At 67.0% G+C, this 22,937-nt stretch carries 19 protein-coding genes and 5 pseudogenes; 14 read left to right on the top strand and 10 right to left on the bottom strand.

Translation table 11 applies throughout. The features are described from left to right. Positions 1-18 precede the first annotated feature (18 nt). The 3 genes from MYXE_RS18790 (at position 19) to truA (ending at position 2,588) form a co-directional block, all read left to right on the top strand. Positions 19-1,062 carry a DNA-directed RNA polymerase subunit alpha gene (locus tag MYXE_RS18790; protein WP_003919289.1) on the top strand — a complete coding sequence of 348 codons (1,044 nt, stop codon included), beginning with the start codon at positions 19-21 and terminating at the stop codon, positions 1,060-1,062. An 82-nt stretch (positions 1,063-1,144) separates the two neighbouring features. Further along, positions 1,145-1,702 carry a 50S ribosomal protein L17 gene (gene rplQ / locus MYXE_RS18785; protein ID WP_003919288.1) on the top strand — a complete coding sequence of 186 codons (558 nt, stop codon included), beginning with the start codon at positions 1,145-1,147 and terminating at the stop codon, positions 1,700-1,702. A 7-nt stretch (positions 1,703-1,709) separates the two neighbouring features. Then, a complete protein-coding gene (truA, locus tag MYXE_RS18780; RefSeq protein WP_003919287.1) occupies positions 1,710-2,588 on the top strand; it encodes a tRNA pseudouridine(38-40) synthase TruA in 879 nt (292 codons plus the stop codon). Between the two features lie 51 nt (positions 2,589-2,639). On the opposite strand, the gene MYXE_RS18775 is transcribed toward truA, so the two are convergent. After that, positions 2,640-3,299 (bottom strand): cutinase family protein, encoded by a 660-nt coding sequence (locus tag MYXE_RS18775; protein ID WP_003919286.1) that lies wholly within the window; start codon positions 3,297-3,299, stop codon positions 2,640-2,642. Positions 3,300-3,330: 31 nt separating this feature from the next. Then, complete coding sequence (locus MYXE_RS18770) at positions 3,331-4,044, bottom strand: cutinase family protein (protein WP_050947632.1); 714 nt, start codon at positions 4,042-4,044, stop codon at positions 3,331-3,333. Here MYXE_RS18770 and MYXE_RS25370 point away from each other — a divergent pair. Further along, complete coding sequence (locus MYXE_RS25370; RefSeq protein WP_112650082.1) at positions 4,019-4,648, top strand: type VII secretion protein EccB; 630 nt, start codon at positions 4,019-4,021, stop codon at positions 4,646-4,648. The two genes, MYXE_RS18770 and MYXE_RS25370, sit on opposite strands and share 26 nt — an antisense overlap. Here the strand turns inward: MYXE_RS25370 and mycP are convergent. Both mycP and eccD read right to left on the bottom strand, forming a co-directional pair. Continuing rightward, positions 4,639-5,979: pseudogene (mycP, locus tag MYXE_RS18760) on the bottom strand (type VII secretion-associated serine protease mycosin); the annotation flags it as partial. The gene MYXE_RS25370 and the pseudogene mycP overlap by 10 nt on opposite strands. Next, on the bottom strand, positions 5,976-7,358 hold the full coding sequence (gene eccD / locus MYXE_RS18755; protein WP_232061652.1) for a type VII secretion integral membrane protein EccD: 1,383 nt from the start codon (positions 7,356-7,358) through the stop codon (positions 5,976-5,978). The pseudogene mycP and the gene eccD, both read right to left, overlap by 4 nt. A 145-nt stretch (positions 7,359-7,503) precedes the next feature. Between eccD and eccCa the strand changes: the two genes are divergently transcribed. From eccCa to MYXE_RS18705, 10 genes and pseudogenes are all read left to right on the top strand, one after another. Beyond that, a complete protein-coding gene (eccCa, locus tag MYXE_RS18750) occupies positions 7,504-11,358 on the top strand; it encodes a type VII secretion protein EccCa (protein WP_232061651.1) in 3,855 nt (1,284 codons plus the stop codon). Further along, on the top strand, positions 11,340-12,569 hold the full coding sequence (locus MYXE_RS18745; protein WP_415624434.1) for a type VII secretion-associated protein: 1,230 nt from the start codon (positions 11,340-11,342) through the stop codon (positions 12,567-12,569). The genes eccCa and MYXE_RS18745 overlap by 19 nt, the downstream gene beginning before the upstream one ends. Before the next feature lie 53 nt (positions 12,570-12,622). Beyond that, entirely contained in the window at positions 12,623-12,940 is a 318-nt protein-coding gene (locus MYXE_RS18740) for a WXG100 family type VII secretion target (protein WP_038430931.1), read from the top strand. Between the two features lie 15 nt (positions 12,941-12,955). Beyond that, positions 12,956-13,252 (top strand): WXG100 family type VII secretion target, encoded by a 297-nt coding sequence (locus MYXE_RS18735; protein ID WP_003919274.1) that lies wholly within the window; start codon positions 12,956-12,958, stop codon positions 13,250-13,252. Positions 13,253-13,510: 258 nt separating this feature from the next. Then, positions 13,511-13,954 carry a 50S ribosomal protein L13 gene (gene rplM, locus MYXE_RS18730; protein WP_003919273.1) on the top strand — a complete coding sequence of 148 codons (444 nt, stop codon included), beginning with the start codon at positions 13,511-13,513 and terminating at the stop codon, positions 13,952-13,954. Then, a pseudogene (locus MYXE_RS25365) lies at positions 13,951-14,097 on the top strand (hypothetical protein); the annotation flags it as partial. The gene rplM and the pseudogene MYXE_RS25365, both read left to right, overlap by 4 nt. Positions 14,098-14,218: 121 nt before the next feature. Next, positions 14,219-14,707, top strand: coding sequence for a 30S ribosomal protein S9 (rpsI, locus tag MYXE_RS18720; RefSeq protein ID WP_003919270.1), 489 nt, complete (start codon positions 14,219-14,221; stop codon positions 14,705-14,707). Between the two features lie 91 nt (positions 14,708-14,798). Beyond that, positions 14,799-16,129: pseudogene (gene glmM, locus MYXE_RS18715) on the top strand (phosphoglucosamine mutase). 82 nt (positions 16,130-16,211) lie between these two features. Beyond that, positions 16,212-16,466, top strand: coding sequence for a type VII secretion target (locus MYXE_RS18710; protein ID WP_415624433.1), 255 nt, complete (start codon positions 16,212-16,214; stop codon positions 16,464-16,466). 4 nt (positions 16,467-16,470) lie between these two features. Then, positions 16,471-17,976 (top strand): hypothetical protein, encoded by a 1,506-nt coding sequence (locus MYXE_RS18705; protein ID WP_085195571.1) that lies wholly within the window; start codon positions 16,471-16,473, stop codon positions 17,974-17,976. A 20-nt stretch (positions 17,977-17,996) separates the two neighbouring features. Here MYXE_RS18705 and MYXE_RS18700 read toward each other — a convergent pair whose 3' ends face one another. The 6 genes and pseudogenes from MYXE_RS18700 to MYXE_RS18680 all read right to left on the bottom strand — a co-directional run bounded on the left by MYXE_RS18700 (position 17,997) and on the right by MYXE_RS18680 (position 22,914). Continuing rightward, positions 17,997-18,245, bottom strand: coding sequence for an FAD-dependent oxidoreductase (locus tag MYXE_RS18700; RefSeq protein WP_161552120.1), 249 nt, complete (start codon positions 18,243-18,245; stop codon positions 17,997-17,999). A 65-nt stretch (positions 18,246-18,310) separates the two neighbouring features. After that, a pseudogene (locus tag MYXE_RS18695) lies at positions 18,311-19,305 on the bottom strand (ERCC4 domain-containing protein). Between the two features lie 52 nt (positions 19,306-19,357). Further along, a protein-coding gene (locus MYXE_RS18690; protein WP_415624423.1) for an IS3 family transposase occupies positions 19,358-20,628 on the bottom strand; the annotation gives its coding sequence in 2 pieces (ribosomal slippage) (positions 19,358-20,355 and positions 20,355-20,628; 1,272 coding nt in all). Between the two features lie 48 nt (positions 20,629-20,676). Next, the gene (locus MYXE_RS24700) at positions 20,677-20,958 is read right to left on the bottom strand and encodes an FAD-dependent oxidoreductase (protein ID WP_232061649.1); all 282 of its coding nucleotides are present in this window, start codon (positions 20,956-20,958) and stop codon (positions 20,677-20,679) included. A 91-nt stretch (positions 20,959-21,049) separates the two neighbouring features. Next, a pseudogene (locus MYXE_RS25360) lies at positions 21,050-21,877 on the bottom strand (flavin monoamine oxidase family protein); the annotation flags it as partial. Then, positions 21,874-22,914, bottom strand: a complete 1,041-nt coding sequence (locus MYXE_RS18680; RefSeq protein ID WP_085197103.1) for an LLM class F420-dependent oxidoreductase — start codon at positions 22,912-22,914, stop codon at positions 21,874-21,876. The pseudogene MYXE_RS25360 and the gene MYXE_RS18680, both read right to left, overlap by 4 nt. Positions 22,915-22,937 lie beyond the last annotated feature (23 nt).

The following is a 22,937-nucleotide window of genomic DNA, read 5'->3' as shown; positions in this document are numbered from 1 at the left end:
AGGAGATAGAAGAACACCATGCTGATCTCACAGCGACCAACCCTGTCCGAAGAGGTCATCACCGACAACCGTTCGCAGTTCGTCATCGAGCCGCTCGAGCCGGGATTCGGCTACACGCTCGGTAACTCGCTGCGGCGCACGCTGCTGTCGTCGATTCCCGGCGCGGCCGTCACCAGCATCCGTATCGATGGCGTGCTGCACGAGTTCACCACGGTGCCCGGTGTCAAGGAAGACGTCACCGACATCATCTTGAACCTCAAGGGTCTCGTGGTGTCCTCCGAGGAGGACGAGCCGGTGACGATGTATCTGCGCAAGCAGGGTCCCGGTGAGGTCACCGCCGGTGACATCGTGCCGCCAGCCGGTGTCACGGTGCACAACCCCGACATGCACATCGCGACGCTGAACGACAAGGGCAAGCTCGAGATCGAGCTTGTCGTCGAACGCGGGCGCGGCTATGTGCCAGCGGTGCAGAACAAGGCGTCGGGTGCGGAAATCGGTCGCATCCCAGTCGATTCCATCTACTCGCCGGTGCTCAAGGTCACCTACAAGGTGGAGGCCACCCGGGTCGAGCAGCGCACCGACTTCGACAAGCTGATCCTGGACGTCGAGACCAAGAGTTCGATCACCCCGCGGGATGCGCTCGCCTCGGCCGGTAAGACGCTGGTCGAATTGTTCGGGCTGGCACGCGAACTCAACGTCGAAGCCGAAGGCATCGAGATCGGGCCATCGCCGGCGGAGGCCGACCACATCGCCGCGTTCGCGCTGCCGATCGACGACCTGGACCTGACGGTGCGCTCGTACAACTGCCTCAAGCGGGAAGGCGTCCACACCGTCGGCGAGTTGGTGTCGCGTACGGAGTCCGACCTGCTCGACATCCGTAACTTCGGCCAGAAGTCGATCGACGAAGTCAAGGTCAAGCTGCACCAGTTGGGTCTGTCGCTCAAGGACAGCCCGGCCAGCTTCGACCCGTCGCAGGTCGCCGGCTACGACGCTGCCACCGGCACGTGGTCCAACGACGGCGGCTACGACGATCAGGACTACGCCGAGACCGAACAGCTCTAATCCGGGGACGATGCGGGCCGTGCAGCGGCCCGCGGAGGAGCTGGACAAATTGAGCCAGTCGCACTAACCAAGGGAGCCAGCAATGCCCAAGCCCACCAAGGGTCGTCACCTCGGCGGATCGTCGTCGCACCAGAAGGCGATCCTGGCCAACCTGGCCACCGCGTTGTTTGAGCATGGCCGGATCAAGACCACCGAACCGAAGGCGCGGGCGTTGCGGCCATACGCCGAAAAGCTGATCACCCACGCCAAGAAGGGCACGCTGCACAATCGGCGTGAGGTGCTCAAGAAGATCCGCGACAAGGACGTGGTGCACACCTTGTTCGCCGAGATCGGGCCGCACTTCGCCGACCGCAACGGCGGCTATACCCGCATCATCAAGGTCGAGCCCCGCAAGGGCGATAACGCTCCGATGGCGGTGATCGAGCTGGTGCGGGAGAAGACGGTGACCGCGGAGGCGAACCGGGCCCGGCGGGTGGCGGCCGCGCAGGCCAAGTCCAAGCAAGCGGAGTCCAAACAAGCAGCGGCCGCGGCGGCACCCCAGGCAGCGGTCGAGCCGGGCGCGGTTGCCGACACCCAGGCGGAGGCTGCTGAGGTCGAGCCCAAAGCTGAGGAATCCCCGGCAGAGTCCGAGGAGTCTTAAAGACACGATGAACATGCCCGCCATCGGTGACGGTGGCGGGCCCGTTCGTCTTCGGCTCGATATTGCCTACGACGGAACTGATTTCGCTGGCTGGGCGGTGCAAGCGGGCCAACGCACCGTTGCCGGCGTGCTCGACGAGACCCTGTCGACGGTGTTCCGGACGCCGGTACGGCTGCGCGGGGCCGGGCGGACCGACACCGGTGTGCACGCCACCGGACAGGTAGCCCATGTCGATGTCCCGGTCGAGGCGTTGCCCCATGCCTACCCGCGCTCGCCGCGGCGCAGCGAACCCGAATTCTTGCCGCTGGTGCGGCGTCTTGGCCGGTTCCTGCCCACCGACGTGCGGGTCCGCGATATCCGCCGCGCGCCAAAGGGATTCGACGCGAGGTTCTCGGCGCTGCGGCGTCACTACGTCTACCGGTTGTCGACGGCACCCTACGGGGCGGAGCCGCAGCAAGCTCGATATGTCACGGTCTGGCCGCGTGAGCTGGACATCGACGTCATGGCCGCAGCGTCGCGCGAGTTGGTAGGGCTGCACGACTTCGCCGCATTCTGCCGCCATCGCGTCGGTGCCACCACCATCCGTGACTTGCAGCGGTTGGACTGGTCACGCGACGGGCATCTGATCACCGCGCATGTCACCGCTGACGCCTTCTGTTGGTCGATGGTGCGTTCTCTGGTCGGGGCGCTGTTGGCTGTCGGTGAGCACCGGCGCAGCACCGCCTGGTGCCGCGAGCTGCTGACAGCGACGCGCCGTTCGAGCGATTTCACTGCCGCTCCGGCTCGGGGTTTGACGCTGGTGGGAGTGGACTATCCGTCCGACGACGAACTCGAGGCGCGCATGCTGGTCACGCGCGATCTGCGTGATCCGGACGAGCTGGGCTAGCGGCGAGCGCAAGCGCGGGGTGGCCCGGCACCCCGGTCGGCGCCGGCATGGCTAGAGTTTTCCGGCGACGAAATCCGCTGCCTGATCAACCATTCCGGCTTTGATGTAGGCCGGAGCCAGATGCTCAGGCCAGTTATTCGACCAGGTTTTCGGGTCGGCCGGGTTGCAGACCGGGTCGGCGCCGTGACACAGCTCAATGGTCCGGTCGTTGTAGATCGGGTTGAAGGTGGTGATCGGCCCCACCCATTGAGTGCCGTTGCCGAACAAGGCGACCGCGGCGATGTGCTCGTCGGCGCCGGGCGGGAGGGGATTGGTGAACCCCAGCATCGGACCGGGCGCCGCGAGCACCACGTCGGTGACGGCAGCGCCCAGCGAGTAACCGCCCAGCACCAGCCGGGTGTCAGGGCAGGTGTTGGCCATGTATTGGATGTGGCCGCTCATGTCGTTGGCACCGCGGACCACATCCGCATTCGCTGCATAGTTGACCGGATAGACGCCGATGTTCTTGCCGGACACCCGCGACCGCAGTGCGCTGACCAACGCGGTGCCGATCTGGCCGGTGCCGGCCGGCTCGAGACGGCCGCGCGCAAACACCACCTGAACATCCGGGCAGGATGCGGCGTGAGCTGGCGGTATGAGTGCGAACGGCGGGATTGCCAATGCGGCTGCCGTCAGCAGCCCAAGCAACCCCGAGGCCGGACGAAAACTCATGCCCGATCTATCGGACACGCCGACCCACGCGTTACCGGGCGCCAGTCGACGAGACGTTGGATCCCACGGCCGAACCCGGTCCCAGCGGCGAGGCCGGGCCGGGCAGCGTGCTCGGCCCGGGCACCGAGCTCGCTCCAGCGGTGAGCAGCTTTGCGGCGATGAACGTCGCCGCCTGGGTGGTGTACGTGGGCACGTAGCCGTCGGTGTGATCGCTCCACTCGTTGCCGGGGCCCGCGTGGCAGATCGGGTCGCCGGGGTTGCACAGGTCGATGGCCTTGGATCCCAAAAGCTGGCTCTGGCTGGAGATCGGGCTGCCCGATCGGTCGGCGATATTGCCGAAAGTGGCGAGCGCCGCGATGTTGTCGACGTACTGCGGCGGCAGCGAACTGCCCCAGGTGACGCCACCCACCGGCACTCCGGCCACGATGTCCATCACCGACGCACCCTGCGAGTACCCGCCCAACACGATCTTGGTGTTCGGGCACGCTTGCACCACGTCCTTGACCCGCGAAATGGTGTCGTTGGCGCCGTCGCCGCCGCCCAGTTGGAGCTTGCCGGCGGGATACTTCACGCCGTAGGCGTCGACGTTCAACCCGGTCTGCTGGCGCAGCGAATCGACCAGCGCCTGGCCAACCCGCCCGACCCCGGGCGGCTCACTGGTGCCGCGGGCGAAGATCACTTCAACGTCCGGGCAATCCACCGCGGCGGCCGAGGGCATCATGCGCGGAACCGGGGCGAACAGCATGACACCGGCCGCCAGGACGGCACCGGTGCCAAGCCCGGCCCAGCGAACGGCCGACCGCCCATGGGCGTGCGGAGATAAGTCGTGGTTGTGCACGGGAAGATGCTACCGGGTGGCTGCAACCGCGGCTGCTCGAGCCGCTCGAAGGCCGCATTGTGGATCGACGGGACGGCCGCCGCCCGGCTTTGCCTATCGTGCTGGGGAACCGAGGCCCGGGGAGATCCACATGGCATGGCAACCGACAACGCGGCTGCACGTCAGCGGATATCGATTTCTGCTGCGCCGCTTGGAGTGCGCACTGCTGCGACGGACCCTGTGCGCGGTCGACGAACCCGTGCGCACGCGCGCCGCATGGCTGGCGCTTGGCTGCCTGCTGGCGGCCATCATCGCGGCCGCATGCGCGGGTCTTGCGCTCCTGCGGCCGCAGCCAGCGCCAGGCGATGCGTCGACCATGATGGGCCAGTGCTGCGGCGCGCTTGACATGCAGGTGGGGGCAAGCTGTACCTGGTCCTCAACGCCGAAGCTCAGTCGAGAAAACGCCTCAGTCGCGGGTGACGTCGTCGTGGCCACCCGAGGACGCGCCCGACTGGGTCCGCGGCCGCGGTAGCCGCGCCGCCACGGCGCCGGTGCTGACCGCCGCGGCAAGCACAAAAAGCAGATGGTCGCGCCGGTGAGCGCAATGCCTTTGGCGGCCCGATTCGGTCGCGGCGACGCAGCCGGCGGCGAAATCGTGGCCGACGGCTCTCGCGGCCTGCTCGTGGTGGTAGTCGGCGGTGCATCGGTGCTGACCGCTGCTACCACGTCGATAACCCCGTTGCCCACCAACGGGTTCCAGCCGCCGGGCGGGTGATGTGCGGTAGCCTCGATGCGCTTGACGACCTGTCGTGCGGTCAGCGCCGGGAAGCGCGCTCGGATCAGTGCCGCCAACCCGCTGACTACCGGGGCGGAGTAGCTAGTACCGGATAGCGGCATCGGGCCGTTCTGCGCGGCAACGCAATTCACCACCCCGTCACCGACAGTGCCAAGTGATGTCACCGCTTCACCCGGGGCTGCAACATCGACCCACGGGCCGGCCAGGCTGAAGGCCGACGGCGCACCGTGCGCGTTCACCGAGCCCACTGTCAGGACATACTCGTCGTACCAGGCCGGACTGACCGCGACCGTGACGGTGTCCCAGGTCGGTTGGGCCGGCTGGGCGGGGCATTGCCCTGTGCTGCCGGTGTTTCCCGCTGCGGCGACCACCACGGCGTTCTTCACGTCGACCGCGTAAGCCAGCGCCGCCCCCAACGCCCGATCGTCGAGCGGCGTCCCGGCCGGCATGCAGGCGACCGAGGAAATGTTGATCACCGAGGCGCCCAAGTCGGCGGCGGTCCGCACCGCCCTGGCCATGGTGTCCACGTCGCCGACGCCGATGCTGGAGCGGTCAGCCACCGGACCGTATTTGATGCTGGACTGGCGGATGCTGATCACCGTGGATTCCGGTGCGACACCGCTGAACTGGTCGCGACCGTTGGGATCTGGTCGCGCCGCGATGATGCCCGCGACGATGGTGCCGTGCCCGTCGCAATCCTGGGCGCCGTCACCGGTGAACACGTAGTCACCGCCGGCCACCAGGTCGGGTAACCGGTGGTGCGGCGAGACGCCGGTGTCGATGACCGCAACCCGCTGCCCGGATCCACGCGTGAGCTTCCAGGCCTGCGGTAAGTCAAGGCCCGCAAGCTGATTGGACTTGTCCACGCTACCGAGGCGAGGGTCTGCTGCCGGCACAGTGCACAGCTCGCGCTGCACAGTGGGCCGCGGCGGCGCCGGCGGCGCGGCATCGGGCAGCCGACTGTGGTCGATCGGGGCCGGCGAGACCGCGTAGACCGGTGATGCCGCGCATGGGCAAAGTGCGACGAGCGCCACAAGAACCGCGATGCGTTGCGCGCGTGCACTCATGGCAGGCTCAGGCCACGCACGGCGCTATACAGCCCGCACAACCAGCAGGCCAGTGGCACGATCGCGGTCAGCGTGAGATGCTCCACCACTTCTACGCTGCGTCGCGCGACGGGTGAGACAGTTACTGACGGCGCGACGAAGCCGAGGTACAACGCGGCGGCGATCAGCATCGCGGTGGTTGCGGTGATCCAGCCCAGCCGCGGTGCGGCAGCGGCGGCAGCAACGAAAGCTGCGGTGAGCGCGGCGATTCCATTGACAACGAGTATCAGTGTTCGGACCAGGTCGACATCGGAGCGGGCCCGCGACAGCAATACCGCGGCGGTTAGCGCGGCGAACGCGATGCGGGCTACGGGCATTTCGCCGACATCGTGTACCGCGATCACCGCACCTGTCGCCGCCGACACCGACAACGCGGCGACCAGGCTGGTCAACCAGCCGTTGGCGCGGATCGCTCTGTCCGAGAGCCGATCCGGTGCCGCGCCGCTGGCGCCGTCGTCGTCGTGCGCGGGCAGACGCGGGGATAACCCCGTCACCGCGATCGATAGCCGCGGGGACAGCTCGAGCAATGCCAGCGATGCCACGGCAAACGCGGCTGCGATCGCGGGCCGAGGCGCTGCCGTGATCACACCCGCCAGTGCGGCCACCGCGCAGCTGACGGCGCAGCACGCGGCGGCGGTGAACGTTACGATGCCGCATCCGGTTAGCCGTAGCGCCAGCCCCGCGGCAGCGGCCGCCGCCGCCGCGGCGAGCAGCAGGTTTGGTGCAGCTGGTCCGCTGGGCACTGCCAATAGCCCTGCCGCGGCCGCAAATCCGGTTGATATGAGACCGAGTGTCAGTGCGGCGATGCGATCTCGGTACACACGGCTGGCGATCGCCGCCGCCAGCAGGGCGGCGCAACCGACGAGCGCCGCAACACCGGCCGCGATACGGCTGCGCTGGGCGTCGTCGGTGGTCAACGCGGTGTGGACCAGTGCAAGCGCGCCGATGCCGGCCAGCCAGCCAGCGGTCAGGGCAGCGCTGAGCCGACTCGCTTGCCGTGTCCACGACCGCGCCGCCTCGGTGAGTGTGCACGCTGCCGCCTGCGCCGCATCGTCGAACCGTGGCGGCGGGAGCTCGGCCGCCGAACGTGTCAGGACAAGCACGGTCCCGTCCCGAATGCCGCACTGGGCCAACGTCTTCGACGAGCTCATCACCGGTCCGCCCACGCGGGAAAGCTGGTAGCGGACTGCGGTCGTCGGGCTGTGACCGTCATCCGAGGCTCCCACCATGTCCACGATCGGCGGTATCAGCGTCGCGATGGGCTGAGCCGCCGGCAACGCCAGGTCGACGTTGACGCCGTCCAGGTGCACCGAAACCCGGCACAGGCTGGCCTCCGACACCACATTCCCTTCGCTTCGCGGGTCGTCCGTCGAGCCGGGACGGTAATGCGTTAGCCGCGGCGATGCGTTCAGTCATCCACAGCTGACTTGCCGGGGGTTGGGGCGCCGCATACGGTGTGGGCCACTCGGCGGGGAAGGGTCGGCGATGAGTCAGCACGACACCACAAGCACGACGGCCTTTGCGCCGGCGCCGCGGTGGGCACCGCCGACCTACTCGACCGAGCAGATCGCGGTTGCGCCGCCGCCGGCGGTTGCCGCCCCAGCACGAAATAGCCTGCTGGTCCGCCTGTTACCCGTGGTGATGGCTGCCGCCACCGCCGCGATGATGGCGGTATTCGGTTCGCGTCCGCCCGGGCGTAATCCGATGTTGCTGGTCTTCCCCGCGATGATCCTCGTATCGGTGATCGTCACCGCTACGGCCGTGCGCACCGACCAGCGTGTCGCCGAGCTGGACGGCGACCGTGCGGATTACCTCAAGTACTTGACTGAACTACGCAGCTTGGTAGCCAAAACAGCCGCAGCGCAGTATTTGTCGCTGATGTGGTGTCATCCCGATCCCGCTTCGCTGTGGACGCTGGTCGGCGGCGCGCGGATGTGGGAGCGGCGTCCTGGCGACTCGGACTTCTGTCTCGTCCGGATCGGCACCGGACCCCGGCCGTTTGCCCGCCCATTGGTGGCGCCCGAGGCGGCGGTGGCCGAGCGGAGCGATCCCGTCACCGCGACCGCGTTGCGACGCTTCTTGCATACCCACGCAACGATCGCGGATGCTCCGGTCGCGATCGAGTTGCGCGGCCTGGATACCGTGACCATCAGAGGGGACCCTGGTCGTACGCGAGGACTGATGCGCGCGATGATCTGCCAGCTGGCCGTGATGCATGCGCCCGACCACCTGCTGATCGCGGCCGCGATCAGTGATCACAATTGGCGTTACTGGGAGTGGCTCAAATGGCTGCCGCACCACCAACATCCGACGGCAGGCGACGGTGGTGGGCCTGCCCGGCTGGCGTATCGGACCCGGGCTGAGGTCGAGACCGCCGTCGGAGAGCTGTCGAGCCATCCGGTGGTCGTCGTGATCGTCAGTGACACCGAAACCACCGGATTGGCGGTACTCGGGGCCGGTGCCGGCGACGGACATGCCGGATCGGTCAACCTGCGGGTGAACGGCGCAGACGTCATGCTCCGCGACGCCGATGGTCAGGAAATGCCGGTCCGGGCCGACCAATTGGCTGCGGTTGAGGCAGTAGTGTGCGCCCAGCGGCTAGCCGCACACCGCGTGCACCGATCGAGCAGCGACCGCGCGCGGAGAGGTGGAACGCGCTGGCAGGACCTGCTCGACATCGACGACCTCACCGCGCTGCACCCACCGACCCGGTGGGTTGAGTTGAATCACTGTGAGCGCCTGCGTGTTCCACTCGGAACCACCCTCGACGGCAGATTGGTTGAACTCGACATCAAGGAGGCTGCCGAAAACGGCATGGGGCCGCATGGGCTGTGCATCGGCGCAACGGGCTCGGGCAAGTCGGAGCTGCTACGCACCGTCGCGCTGGGCATGATGACCCGGCACCCGCCGGATATGCTGAATCTCGTTCTCATCGACTTCAAAGGGGGTGCAACGTTTCTCGGTTTGGAGCGGGCCCCGCACGTCGCCGCCGTCATCACCAACCTCTCCGATGAGGCGCCGCTTGTTGCCCGCATGGGTGACGCGCTGGCCGGTGAGATGAATCGGCGTCAGCAATTGCTCAGGACAGCAGGCAACCTGGTCAGCGTCGATGCCTACACGCGTGCCCGCCGCGACGGCGCAGACTTGCCCGCACTTCCGGCATTGTTCATCATCGTCGATGAATTCTCCGAGCTGCTCAGCCAGCACCCCGATTTCGCGGATACTTTTCTGGCGATCGGCCGTCTGGGCCGCTCCTTGGGCATGCACCTGTTGCTGGCCAGTCAGCGGCTCGACGACGGCAGGCTGCGCGGGCTGGAATCCCACCTGTCGTACCGGGTGTGCCTGAAAACCCTCTCCGCCAACGAGTCACGCATCGTGCTGGGCGGCCCGGACGCTTTCGAGTTGCCTAATACGCCAGGCGCAGGATTTCTCCAGACGGCAAACGGCGAGTCGGTCCGATTCCAGACGGCGTTTGTCTCCGGACCCTGTCCGACACGCCTTTCGCGCGCCGACCCGGGTGACGAGCAGGCCGGGCCGGTAGTTCGGCAGTTCACTGCCACGCCGATGGCGCCAGTCGCGGTGACCCGAATCGAGCGCAGCACAGAGACGTGCGGGCTCACCGTTCTGCAAGCCGTGGTTGACGAGCTGTCAAAGTATGGCCCGGCCGCCCGCCAAATATGGCTGCCGCCGCTCGCGGCCGCGCCGCCGCTCGACAACGTGCTGCGCGACGCCGGGCTCACCGTTGGCGAACGGGTGTCGTCAGATCTCACGGTGCCCATCGGCATTGTGGACCGCCCGTACGAGCAGCGACGAACACCGTTGAGCGTCGACCTGCGCGCCGCGGCAGGCAACGTCGCCGTGGTCGGTGCCCCTCAATCAGGCAAATCGACGACCTTGCGCACACTGGTCATGGCACTGGCCGCGACCCATGATCCGCGGCGAGTACAGTTCTACTGCTTGGACTTTGGCGGTGGTGCGCTGGCGTTCCTGCATTCGCTGCCCCACGTGGGAGCCCTAGCCGGCACAGCCCAACCCGAGCTAGTCGCGCGCATGATCGACGAACTGGAGTCGATCATCCGATCGCGTGAGGCTCTTTTCCGCGAGCACTCGATCGACTCGATGGCCCAGTATCGACGGCTGCGAGCCGAGCGACAGACAAGCGTAGCCGCCGATCGCTTCGGTGATGTTTTCTTGGTGGTCGACGGGTGGGCCGGCATGTGCCGACGCTTCCCCGGCCTGGAAGCAGCGATTGTGGCCGTTGCTGCACAAGGCTTGTCGTTCGGGGTGCACGTGGTGATCTCGGCGTCACGCTGGGCCGAGATCAGGCCGGCGTTGAAGGATCAGCTCGGTACCCGGATCGAGTTGCGCCTAGGCGATCCCGCAGACTCCGAGCTGGATCGCAAGCAGGCGCAACAGGTGCCCAACGACAAGCCGGGTCGCGGCATCACGCCGGGGGGCTTGCACATGCTGGTCGCGCTGCCACGGCTCGACGGCGTGGAATCGACCGCAGGACTTGCCCAGGCCTGCATGGAGTCGGGAGAAATGCTGCGGCGGTGCTACGGCGATTCCGCCGCGCCCACCGTGCCGCTCCTGCCCGAGCTGGTTGAGCATCACTCCGTACTGCGGCGGGCCGGTGACGAATCCGGAGGCCGTGTTCTCCTGGGCCTAGAGGCGCGCCGATTAGCACCCTGCCCAGTCGAATTCGACCATCACCAGCATCTGCTGATCATCGGAGACAGCGAATGCGGCAAAACCTCCGCCTTGCGGACGTTGTGTCGTGAGATAAGCCGGACCAAGACTGCCGCCCAGGCGCGGGTGGTCATCGTCGATTTCCGGCGCAGCCTGCTCGGTGTCGTCGAGTCCGACCACCTTGCCGGCTATGCGATTTCGGCGAGCGCGCTGGAGGCCCTGCTGCCCGAACTGCTCACCGTGCTGCAGCGGCGGATGCCCCCGCCGCAAGCCACCCGAGAGGAATTGCGTACCAGGTCATGGTGGTCTGGGCCAGAGTTGTATCTCGTCGTCGACGATTACGATCTGGTCGCCAACACCGCCGCGGGCAACGGACTCACAAGAATCGCCGAATACTTGCCGTATGCGAAGGATCTGGGCCTTCACCTGGTGGTGGCGCGGCGCAGCGGGGGTTTGACGCGCGCCATGTTCGAACCTCTGCTCGCCACGATGCGGGAGTTGGGCTGCATGGGGCTGGTGATGAGCGCCGATCCGGATGACGGGCCACTGTTCGGCTCCGTCCGCGCGGCGCCGCTGCCGCCCGGACGCGGCATCCTGGTCACCCGCGGTGGCCCACAGCAGGTGCAAGTCTCGTGGAGCCCACCGCCGTGACACGTCCGGCAATTGTCGAGACAGGTCCTGCAACCATCCGTCGATTGGATTGCGCGACAACACATGTCGATGCTGAGATGGTGGCAGACGCACTGGACGCCGTAGACGACGAGGTAGTGGTGGTCGGCGAGCGGCCGGTCACCGTCGAATCGCTGTGGCACACGGTGCTGCGGTCTGTGCTCGGTGGCTGCCAGGGCTCGGTCGCCGTCGTCCATCCGTCGTGGTGGGCGACCTCGCGAGTTGACGTCATCAAGGCCGCCGCTGGACAGCTGGCCGACAGCGTGACGATGCGACCGCGGTCGTCGTTGCTGGTCCGGGCATCACCAAATCCACCGCATACCACGGTGATTGTCGAGATCGCCAGCCGCATGGTCGTCATCATCGCCGCAACGGTCGGTGCCGAACCGCGTCGCGGCCAGCCGGCCTCGGTCGCCGAGGCAGTGACACGCGTCATCGCGGCAACGGCCCCGCCGATGGCGGCTGTGGTGCTCGACGCACCGAGCACCGTCGCTGGAGCTGCCGCGTTGGCCGCGATGATCGCTGAGCGCCTGCGGCGCGGTCGCGACGATCTGACAGTGGTGCACGTCGATGACGCGAGCCTGCGGCGGTTCGCGGCGGTGCCATCGCCCGCCCGCGGTGACGACGACACACCCGAGGTGCCGCAGGCGGTGGGGCGAAACAAAAAACCGGCGCGCACAGCTCTTTTCGTCGTTGCAGCGGCAGCGGCGATACTTGGCCTCAGCATCGGGGGACGTCATCGGGTAAGCGCGCCCGAGGAAACCTCAACGACCTTCCTGGTGGAGGGCCGCGTCGCGCTGAGCGTGCCGGCGCACTGGGCCCTCAAGCGTGTCGTCGCCGGGCCCGGCTCGGCCCGCGTGCAGCTCACATCGCCGACCGATTCCGAAGTGGCGCTGCACGTGACCCAATCACCGGTTGCCGGCGAAACGCTCGCCGTTGCCGCGGAGTCGCTGAAACGCGCTATCGGCGCTGAGCCGCCGGGCGTGTTCGTCGATTTCAACCCGTCGGCAACCAGCGCGGGGCGGCCCGCGGTGACGTATCGGGAAGTGCGTGCCGGACACGACATCCGCTGGACGGTGCTTCTTGACGGCCCGGTTCGGATCAGCATCGGGTGCCAGAGCCGGACCGACAGCGCAGGCGCCATCCATGACGTGTGCGAGCGGGCCGTCCAGTCGGCCCACGCGCTGCGATGACCAAATACCGAACTGCGTGGAACCGAACCGGCGGCACTGCAGTCGTAGATGATGTGAGCACACCGAACACACTCAACACCGACTTCAGCCTGATGCATGCCGTCGCTGCCAAGACCGATGCGCGCAACGAGGAGATCCGAGCGATGCTGCAGGCGTTCATTGGGCGTATCAGCTGCGTGCCGCCGTCGGTGTGGAGCGGGCTGGCGGCTACCCGATTCAAAGACGTGGTGGAACGCTGGAACACCGAGTCGATGAAGCTGTACCACGCCTTGCACGGCATCGCCGAAAGCATCCGGTACAACGAGGCGACGCTGCGCGAGGCGGGTCAGAACCATGCTCACCGAATCGCCACCATCGGCGGAAACCTCTGAATCAGGCGCTCACTGATGGACCAGGTACTGTCATATAACTTTGCCGAAATCGAATACAGCGTTCGCCAGGAGATTCACACGACGGCGGCCCGGTTCAACGCCGCGCTGGAGGACCTGAGGTCGCAGATTGCTCCGCTGCACGAGCTCTGGACCCGTGAAGCCGCCGCCGCCTACCGCGTCGAACAGCTGAAGTGGCAGCAGGCGGCCACCGCGCTCAACGAGATCCTGATCGATCTCGGCAACGCGGTCCGCGACGGCGCCGACGACGTCGCGAGCGCTGACCGCCAGGCGGCCAGCATCTGGAGGCGATAGGAGCCGGACAGCTCATCACCAGACTCTGTGTTGTCCCGATGGAGGGGAGCCGTCGGGACACACAGTCATGCCCACTGCGGGGCGCCCCGGCAGCGGCGTTTTGACCTGCGCGGATAGCCGCCGGTAAGCTGCAAAGTTGGCGTGCGGTCTGCCGGGGCCCGGGTCAATGTCGGTCGCCGAGAGCACCCCGATCCGCCGACGCCTGACCGGCACCCCGGTTCGCACCGGGATCCAACCCGAGAGAAGAAGGTAAGCGCTGTGCCTACATACGTGCCGAAGGCGGGTGACACCACGCGGACGTGGTATGTCATCGACGCCACGGGCGTGGTGCTCGGCCGCCTCGCCGCCGCAGCAGCCACGCTGCTGCGCGGCAAGCACAAGCCGACGTTCACTCCCAACGTCGATGGCGGCGATTTCGTCATCGTCGTCAACGCCGACAAGGTCGCCGTCAGCGGCAACAAACTGCAGAACAAGCCGGTCTACCGCCACTCGGGTTATCCCGGTGGTCTGCATAAGCGCATGCTGGGCGACCTGATGCAAAGACACCCCGATCGCGTCGTCGAGAAGGCGATTGTCGGCATGCTGCCCAAAAACAAGCTGGGCCGACAGATCAGGCGCAAGCTGCGCGTCTACGCCGGCCCGGACCATCCCCACGCCGCTCAGCAGCCGATCCCGTACCAGATCAAGCAGGTGGCGCAGTGACCGCGCCGGCGACGATGCAGAGCGCAGCGATGAGGAGGAGCGGCGCCATGGAACTGCAGCCGGCGACGATGCAGAGCGCAGCGATGAGGAGGAGCGGCGCCATGGAACTGCAGCCGGCGACGATGCAGAGCGCAGCGATGAGGAGGAGCGGCGCCATGGAACTGCAGCCGGCGACGATGCAGAGCGCAGCGATGAGGAGGAGCGGCGCCATGGAACTGCAGCCGGCGACGATGCAGAGCGCAGCGATGAGGAGGAGCGGCGTTGATGACTGAGACCGCAGAGACCGACACCGCCGATACCGCGGCGGCCGAGACCGCGGCGCCTGCCGCGACACAGCAGCCGGAAACGCAAGCGCCGTTCGTCTTCGAACGTCCCATCCAGACGGTGGGTCGCCGCAAGGAGGCTGTTGCGCGGGTGCGGCTTGTGCCTGGCACTGGCCAGTTCGACCTCGACGGCCGCAGCCTGGAGGACTACTTCCCCAACAAGGTGCACCAGCAGCTGATCAAGGCTCCGCTGGTGACCGTCGACCGGCTCAACAGCTTCGACATCTATGCCCACCTGGACGGTGGTGGTCCGTCCGGTCAGGCCGGTGCGCTGCGCCTGGCCATCGCCCGGGCTCTGATCGTGGCCTTCCCCGACGACCGGCCCGTGCTGAAGAAGGCCGGTTTCCTCACCCGCGACCCGCGATCCACCGAACGCAAGAAGTACGGTCTGAAGAAGGCCCGCAAGGCCCCGCAGTACAGCAAGCGCTGATCGATCACGGACCGGTACCGGTTGGGCGCCGGAACGGGTGATTCTCCCGTCCCGCGGGTACTTGACCGTCAACTGTGAGAGGTTTGTCCGCATGGGTCGACTGTTCGGCACCGACGGCGTCCGCGGGGTCGCCAATCGCGAGTTGACCGCCGAGCTGGCGCTGGCCCTGGGCGCTGCGGCGGCCCGGCGGCTCACCAGCACGGGCACGGGCCGCCGCCCGGTCGCCGTGGTCGGCCGAGACCCGCGGGCCAGCGGCGAGATGCTGGAAGCCGCGGTGATCGCCGGCCTGACCAGCGAGGGTGTCGACGCGCTGCGGGCCGGGGTGCTGCCCACACCGGCGGTTGCGTATCTGGCCGGCGCCTACGACGCCGACTTCGGGGTGATGATCTCGGCGTCGCACAACCCGATGCCCGACAATGGGATCAAGATCTTCGGGCCGGGCGGCCACAAACTCGACGACGCCACCGAAGATCAGATCGAAGAACTGGTCGCGGCCGGGCCGGGGCTGCGCCCGGTCGGCGCGGGCATCGGGCGCGTCGTCGACGCTGGCGACGCGCTGGAGCGCTATCTGCGTCACCTGGGCAAGGCCGGCACTGTCCGGCTTGATGGGCTCACCGTGGTGGTCGACTGCGCGCACGGGGCAGCCTCGGTGGCCGCGCCGCGCGCTTACCGGGCGGCGGCGCGCATGTCGTCGCGATCAACGCCGAACCCGACGGGCTCAACATCAACGACGGTTGCGGGTCGACACATCTGGATTCGCTACGTTCGGCGGTGCTCGCTCATGGCGCAGACTTGGGCCTCGCGCACGACGGCGACGCCGACCGGTGCCTAGCAGTCGACGCCAACGGCGAGGTGGTCGACGGCGACCACATCATGGTGGTGTTGGCGCTGGCAATGCAGGAAGCTGGCGAACTGGCCGACAACACCTTGGTCACCACGGTGATGAGCAACCTCGGGTTGCATCTGGCGATGCGCGCGGCCGGCGTCACCGTCCGCACCACCGGCGTCGGTGACCGTTACGTGCTTGAGGAATTGCGGCTTGGTCATTACAGCCTTGGGGGTGAGCAATCCGGCCATATCGTCATGCCGGCGCTGGCCACCACCGGGGACGGCATCCTCACCGGCCTGCGGCTGATGTCGCGCATGGCCCAGACCGGTTGGTCGCTGGCCACGCTGGCGTCGGCGATGCAGTCCTTGCCGCAGGTGTTGATCAACGTCGAGGTCGCTGACAAGGCGGCTGCGGTGGCGGCGCCACGGGTGCAGGACGCGGTACGCCAGGCAGAAGCCGAACTGGGCGACACCGGACGAATCCTGTTGCGCCCCTCCGGAACTGAGCAGTTGATCCGCGTCATGGTGGAGGCCGCCGACCAGGAGGTCGCTCACCGGCTCGCTTTGCGCGTGGCCGAGTCCGTGAACGCCTGACGCTGCGCGGAACCACTGTCGTTGGCGCCGCGTCGTAGCTGATATGAGAGATGCCTACATTGATGTTGCAGCGCTGCGGTCCGTGGCTAGCCGGTTGGACGACGCCGCAGAGGTCATCGACACCGCGCGTAGCCACCTAAGTGGGTTGGGCTTTTCGGGCGCCACCGCGGGACGCGCGCACAAACCCAGGGGCGACGCGCTGCGCAGCGCGCTGGATCATTTGTCGGCCGAGTTGTCCCAGTGGTCGCACGCGACGGTTGCGATCGCCGCTGCGCTGCGCGCCACCACCGCCCGCTACGCCGACGCCGAACTGCGGGCGGCGGCGCACATCGGTTGACCCGGTGGGCCGCTTCGATGTGACGGCGCGGCTGGCTGAGGGCCGGCCCGCGGTGCAGCACACCCAAAACTATGTGTGGGCCTGCCACGTTCTGGGTTATCAGCATCCCGACCTGACGGCGCACAGTTGCCAAGTCTTTGACTGGTACGACAGCGAAGACGGCCTGGATCTCCGTGTGCTTGACGACGACTGCACCAAGCTGTGGGCAGCCGTACATGCGATCGACGAGGCGCTGGCAATCCAGCGCCGCCTGCTCGCTGAGCTGGCTGCTGTGTGGGCTGGAGATGGAGCCGTCTCTGCGATGGATTTCCTTGCACGGCATTGTGACTCGGGAACCGTATTGGCCAGTGTTGTTCACGCGGCCGCCGAGCGATGCGCGGCGCTGTGCGACGATTTGCGGCAGCTGGTGGACGCCAAGGCTGCGGCGGCTACTGCTATCGACGATCGCCGGCTGACCGAGCGGCCGGCCTGGCTGTCGGCCGCAGCGCTGGTCACAACCGGTAGCGGTGACCAGTCGATAGCCGGCGAGTTGATCGAGCAGCAGGTAAAGCCGTACGTGGACAACGACATTCGCATCGATTGGCTTACCGCGATGCGCTCGACGACAGCTGCGGTCGAGGCGGCGTACGAGGCGGTCATCGATGCGTTGACGGCAGCGCCGGCGGCGCGCTTCGAGGCTTCGGGTCAGTTCGCCCTGAGCGCCCAACCACTCGGCGAGTTAGCCGTGCCGACCGCACCAGTTGGCCTTACGCCCTGCGCTGCAGGGCCATCGGGCCGTACCGAGGTCTTGCCGCCCGAGACCACCGCTTGCCCCCAACCCGATGTATCGCCGTGCATACCAACATATCTCGCGGCGGAAACACCGCCGCCTGCTGCTCCGTCAAGCCCGCTCGACGGTCTGCCATCTCTGCCGCCATTGCCCCGGCTGGACGCTCCGCTGGATGATGCCGCCAGCCTGCCCCCCGGCGGCCTCGGCGACGTCGGCGACCTCGGCGGCTTCGGCGGTGGCAGCGGGCTCGGCGGTGGCGGCGGGCTCGGCGGTGGCGGGCTCGGCGACCTGGTCGGTCTCGCTGGGCGAATCATCGACGCAATCGGGGGCCTGGTGGGCTCGGTGACCGACGGGCTCGGCGAACCTTCGGCGCTCGATGATCCACTCGACCCCGGCAGTGCACTCGGCGAGTCCGACGACCGTGCGGATCAGGAGCCCGGCGAGCCGGACAGCCCCGACGAGCCGGACGACCAAAACACGGACCAGGCCGGCGACGAAAACAGCGACGAGGCCGAGAACGTCGACCCCACACCCGATACGGGCGCTGACACCCTGCAGGACAATGCCGCCGCAGGTACCGGGGCCGAAGAAGTCACTCCCCCGCCGAGCGACCCGCCGCCCGCCGAAGAATTGCCGCCCGGCCAACCGGCGCCCCTACCCACGCCACCGCTGGCACCACCGCCGGAAGGGTCGACGCCATGTGAGATCGCGGCCGACGAGCTGCCACAAGCAGGGCAGTGACGATAGCACGAGCGCGCGGCTCAACCGGATCTCGTCGCAGTCAATATCTCGGCGGCAGCGCGCTCACCGGCTTCCACCGCGCCGTTCATCCACCCGGCCCAGCGATGCGCGGTTTCCACACCAGCCCAGTGGATTCCACCTACGGCCGTTGCCATAGTCGTTCGCGCACTTGTCAAAACACCAGGCGCAAGCCCACCCTCACAGCCGTTCTGGAAAGGTTCGTCAGCCCAATTGGTATCATGGTATGAACCATCCCGGGTTTGATGCACACCTCGTTTCGTGTGACCGGTGTGCTTCCTGATCTGGTGGTGAGCGTAGTACGCGGCCGTAGACGCTAGGTTCGGTTCGACGAGTTGGTGTCGTACCAAGCAGTCCAGATCTCGGGGCGGAGCCGCCGCGGTCGGGTACCGGTAAGCCGGTGCCGCGAGCCCAGGCGCGGACTTCGGCGGTGGATGGCGTCGGCGCTGCGGGTGCCTGGTCGAGGTGGGCGATGTCGACTCTGATCGGTGAGATACGTTGCATGGCAGCGTGTTCGGTGGTCGCCCAGGCGTTGGCGGCGGCGAGGAACCGGTAGGTGTATTCCTCGGCGAGCTGGCGGGTCTCGCAGAACACGACGGGCACGTTCGGCCAGCGGATCTGCAACTCGGCGAGCCCGTCGGCGACCACCGCGGGCCGGATGCGGTCAAGCTTGAACAGCTGCGAGTAGCGATCCTCGATGACCACCGCCGCGCGCGGGAGCGCGGCTAGGTCGCCGACCTGGTAGCGCAGCTTGCCGCCGGTGAGGCTGGCTACCAGATCGACCAGTGACTTGCGTTCCACGCTGGCGACAAGCTGACCATCAACGACGATTCCGTAGTCCCCGCACGGCAGCGCCCGCTTGACCGTGGTGACCTGCTGGGTTGCGAACCGGTAGGCGTACTGCTCGTGGCTGTCGACCACGATCTGCAGCTCCTCGATGCCGTGCGCGCGGGCGGTCGGGGTGCGCACGTTCGGGCGTGCCTGTTTGCGGGTGCGCGGCGACTGCCAAAACACCACGTCGCGGCCCCGAGCCTGGGTGAACACGAGCTGGGAGCGGTTGTGCCGGGACCGGTCGGCGATCACGTCGATCGCTGCGCCGCGCCGACGACACGACCGCAACCGCACTCGTTCGACGATTACCGGATCGTCGGGCCACTCGTCCAGCGGTACCGGGTAGGCGAACAAAGCTTTTTCCCGCGGCCAGGTTCCCGACGTGCGGAACAGCAGGTCACCGCCACCGAGCGGGACCCTCAGCAACAACGGCAGCCTGGAGTCTTCATCCGGGTTGACCGCGATCAACAACTCCGCCACAAGTCCCGAGTCTGCCATCGGTGTTGGGTGACACCCCCGTCGCGACCCGAGCCTACGGACTGCTGATGGGGTCGCCGGCTTGCAGCCGGGCGTAGTACTCGGCCTCGGCTTCGGCTGGCGGGCGGCGGCCAAGGCGGTGCATGAGCCTGGCGGTGTTATACCAGTGCACCCACGCCGAGGTGATGTTCTCCAGGTCGGCGAGGGTGCGGATCGGTCCGGTGCGGAACGGGGAGCCCGCGCGCACGCACTCGGTTTTGTAGAGCCCGATCGTGGTTTCGGCCAACGCGTTATCGAGGGCGTCCCCGACAGTCCCGATCGACGGGACGAGTCCGGCCAGCATCAGTGTCTCAGTGAAATGTGTTGCGGTGTATTGTGATCCGGCATCGCTGTGATGAATCGTGTCACCGGTGAGCGGATGTCCCTGCCGCGCCCGGTATGCCGTGGCTTGGCGGATCGCCCGCTCGACGAAGGCGGTGTTCTTCGTCAACGAGCACTCCCAGCCCGCGATCAGCCCGGCATAGGCGTCGATTACGAATGCGGTGTAGCCGAACCCGCCGCCATCGAGCGGCACGTAGGTGAAGTCCGCCACGTCCAGCTCGTTGGGCCGCGATGCATGGAAGCGCCGCCGCACCAGGTCCGGCGCTCTCGCGGCGGCCGGATCGCGCTCGGTAGTGCGTATCGTCCGGGCGCGCGTGGCCCCGCGCCAGCCGTGCTTGCGCATGATCCGTTCGACCGTGCAGCGCGCCACCGGGATGCCCTGGCGCTGCAGGTGCGCCCACATCTTCAGGCTGCCGTACAGGCACTCCGGTGGGCGTTTGCCGTGCTCGTCAGGCTCATAGACGCCGGCGAGGATCTCGGTGATCGTGGTGTCCCACAGGGCCCGTTTTGACGGCGCCGACGACCGGTGTGCCCAGTAGGTGCGTGGGGCGATCGCCACGCCCTGGACACCCAGGGCGCGGCACATCGGTACGACCCCGAACCGGTCCTTGTGTTCGTCGATGAACTCGCAGATCAGCGGTGTAGCGGGTCGCACTCCCGCGCGAAGAAAGTTGTTGCGGCCTTTAGTATTTCGATCGTTTGCTCAAGTTCCTTGGTTTTGCGGCGCAGCTCCCGCAGCTCGCGTGCGGTCTCAGTCGGCACACCCGCAGCCTCACCGTCGTCCACCTCGGCCTGGCGCACCCATTTGCGCAGCGTCTCCGCGCTCATCCCCAACCGCGCCGAGATCGCGCGCATCGCCGCCCACTCGGTCTCGTAGTCATCGCGATGCTCTCGGACCAGCCGCACCGCCTTGGCCTTGGTGTTCTCATCGTACTTGCTCGGCATCGTGCCATCCTTCCCTCAAAAGAAGGTGTGCACGAAACCCGGGACGGTTCAGTATGCCTCGATGTCGCGGGCTTGGGGCCCGAACTGCTGCTCCAGCGCGTTGAGCACCGCTTGCTGGCGTTTGGCCGGGTCGACGTAGTAGCTCGGCTCGTTTCCGAGGGCCGTGTCGGGCGGTGCCACCACCACGTAACTCGACAAGACGCCCTTTCCTTGGACGGGAGACGTGTCGATCACAGCCGGCGCGGCGCGGAGGTCCGAAACGGCCCCGGTGAGCTTGTTGCGTCGCCAGAATGGTTCTGGGTAAACGACGTTGATTTTCACCGCAGACACCGACTGCCAGCCGTTGACCAGGGTCTTTCGGGGAGGCTGGCAATTCCGGCTGAAACTCGATGGTGTTCTTCGGCGGTACAGCCACCACGACATGCCTCGCCCGGAATTCGTCTCGTTGCGTCATGACCGAGTAGCCCATGCCAACTTTCGCGATGCGACGCACCGCTGAACCCAATCGCACACGCTTGCCGAGATATTCCGCCATGGCCAGTGAAAGCGATTGTGCGCCACCCTCGAACCGCAACGTGCTGGATTGCGCTGCGAATAGCCCTGCAAGACCGCCCCACGTGTTGAGCACATGCAGCGCGTAGAGCAGCGATATGGATTCCGCTGTGGGCGCGAAGTAGCTGGCGAGAAGGTACTCGAGCAATTGCCTGCCTTGGCCGGGCGAAGTGTTCCTGTCAATCCAATGCCGTAACGATTGCGAATCCAGGCTGTCGGCATCCGGTGCGCGCCACGGTTCATGCAGCGGAACGGTTTTGCGAAGATCCTCCAGTCGGGCTCTCGAGCGCAAAACTTGTCGCAGCGGCGCGGTCCGTCGGAGCGGGAGTGTCGCCGCAGCCGACAACAATCGAAGTCCTGACCGGCTGAGCCATGGTGACGCGGCCCATCGCGGCAGCCCGCGCATGGTGCGTCGCTCCCCGTTGAGCAGATAGACATAAGAGCCGCGATAAGACGGAAACATCCCAATGCCAAGTTCATTCGCCAGTGCCACGACCTCTTGCTGCGCGGGCGAAACGATCGTCGCACCAGCGTCGACAGCGGTGCCGTTGACGGCGGTGGTCAGTGTGCGGCCACCGACTCGGTGCTTAGCCTCGAGAATTACGACTCGGTCGATGCCGTGTCGGGCCAGCCGGTAGGCCGTCGTCAGTCCCGAGAGCCCCCCACCGACGACAGCGACCTCAACGTCGTGCGTCACGCCAGCAGTTTTAGCAGAGATTCGACGTAGCGCACGGATTCGGCGCGGTCGGCCGCCAAGGGGGCCACCAACAGCGTCGTCACACCGGCTTCCGCGAAGGCGGCTACGCGTTCCGCGACGAATCCGCGCGGACCCACCAGTGAAATGCTGCGCACCAATTCGTCCGGCACAGTGGCGATCGCCTCGTCCTTGCGGCCGGACAGGTACAAGTCTTGAATCCGGTCCGCAACCTCGCCGAACCCATAGCGGGTGGCCAGATTGTGGTAGAAGTTGCGGCTCCTGGCGCCCATGCCGCCGATATAGAGCGCCAGCTGCGGTTTTGCCCAGGCCAGCCGCTCGTCGACGTCGTCGCCGATGGCAAGTGACGCACCCACCATGACGTCGAGCGGCCCCAACTGCGGATCACGCTTGGCGAAACCGGCTTTCAGCGCAGCACCCCACACCGACTCGGCCTTCTCCGGGTAGAAGAACACGGGCTGCCAGCCCTCGGCGATTTCAGCGGTCAGTTCGACGTTCTTGGGTCCAAGCGCCGCGATCGATATCGGAATCCGTTCGCGGACAGGATGATTAATTAGATGTAGCGACTTGCCCAGTCCAGTTCCGCGATTTGCCGGCAACGGAACCTGGTAGTACTTGCCGGCGTAGTCGAGTCGTTCCCGCCGCCACACGCGCCGACAGATGTCTACGACCTCGCGGGTGCGGCCCAGCGGCGCGTCGAATTCGACGCCGTGAAAACCCTCGATCACTTGCGGTCCGGAGGTGCCGAGACCCAAATGGAACCGCCCGTCGGAGACGTAGTCCAGGCCGGCGGCGGTCATCGCCAGCAGCGTCGGGGTGCGGGTATAGATCGGCAGGATCCCCGTGCCGAGCGTGATGGTGCTGGTCTTGGCCGCCAGATAGCCGAGCTGGCTGACGGCATCGTACGAGTACGCCTCGGCGACCAGTGCCATGTCGACGCCCACCTTTTCCAGCTCGACGACATGCTCGGCCGCTTCCTTGAACCCGCCGGAGTAGCTCAGAGTTGTCCCAACGCGCATCAAGACGTTATAGCAGCCAACCG

It is taken from the genome of Mycobacterium xenopi, assembly GCF_009936235.1.
Taxonomy (GTDB): Bacteria; Actinomycetota; Actinomycetes; order Mycobacteriales; family Mycobacteriaceae; genus Mycobacterium; species Mycobacterium xenopi.
The sequence above is the reverse complement of the archived record's forward strand: the minus strand, read 5'-3'. Positions and strand labels throughout refer to the sequence as shown.

Coding starts and splice junctions, on each gene's coding strand:
- MYXE_RS18790 (WP_003919289.1), top strand. CDS start 19: ATGCTGATCTCACAGCGACCAACCCTGTCCGAAGAGGTCATCACCGAC.
- rplQ (WP_003919288.1), top strand. CDS start 1,145: ATGCCCAAGCCCACCAAGGGTCGTCACCTCGGCGGATCGTCGTCGCAC.
- truA (WP_003919287.1), top strand. CDS start 1,710: ATGAACATGCCCGCCATCGGTGACGGTGGCGGGCCCGTTCGTCTTCGG.
- MYXE_RS18775 (WP_003919286.1), bottom strand. CDS start 3,299: ATGAGTTTTCGTCCGGCCTCGGGGTTGCTTGGGCTGCTGACGGCAGCC.
- MYXE_RS25370 (WP_112650082.1), top strand. CDS start 4,019: ATGCGCGGAACCGGGGCGAACAGCATGACACCGGCCGCCAGGACGGCA.
- MYXE_RS18770 (WP_050947632.1), bottom strand. CDS start 4,044: ATGCTGTTCGCCCCGGTTCCGCGCATGATGCCCTCGGCCGCCGCGGTG.
- eccCa (WP_232061651.1), top strand. CDS start 7,504: ATGAGTCAGCACGACACCACAAGCACGACGGCCTTTGCGCCGGCGCCG.
- MYXE_RS18735 (WP_003919274.1), top strand. CDS start 12,956: ATGGACCAGGTACTGTCATATAACTTTGCCGAAATCGAATACAGCGTT.
- rpsI (WP_003919270.1), top strand. CDS start 14,219: ATGACTGAGACCGCAGAGACCGACACCGCCGATACCGCGGCGGCCGAG.
- MYXE_RS18680 (WP_085197103.1), bottom strand. CDS start 22,914: ATGCGCGTTGGGACAACTCTGAGCTACTCCGGCGGGTTCAAGGAAGCG.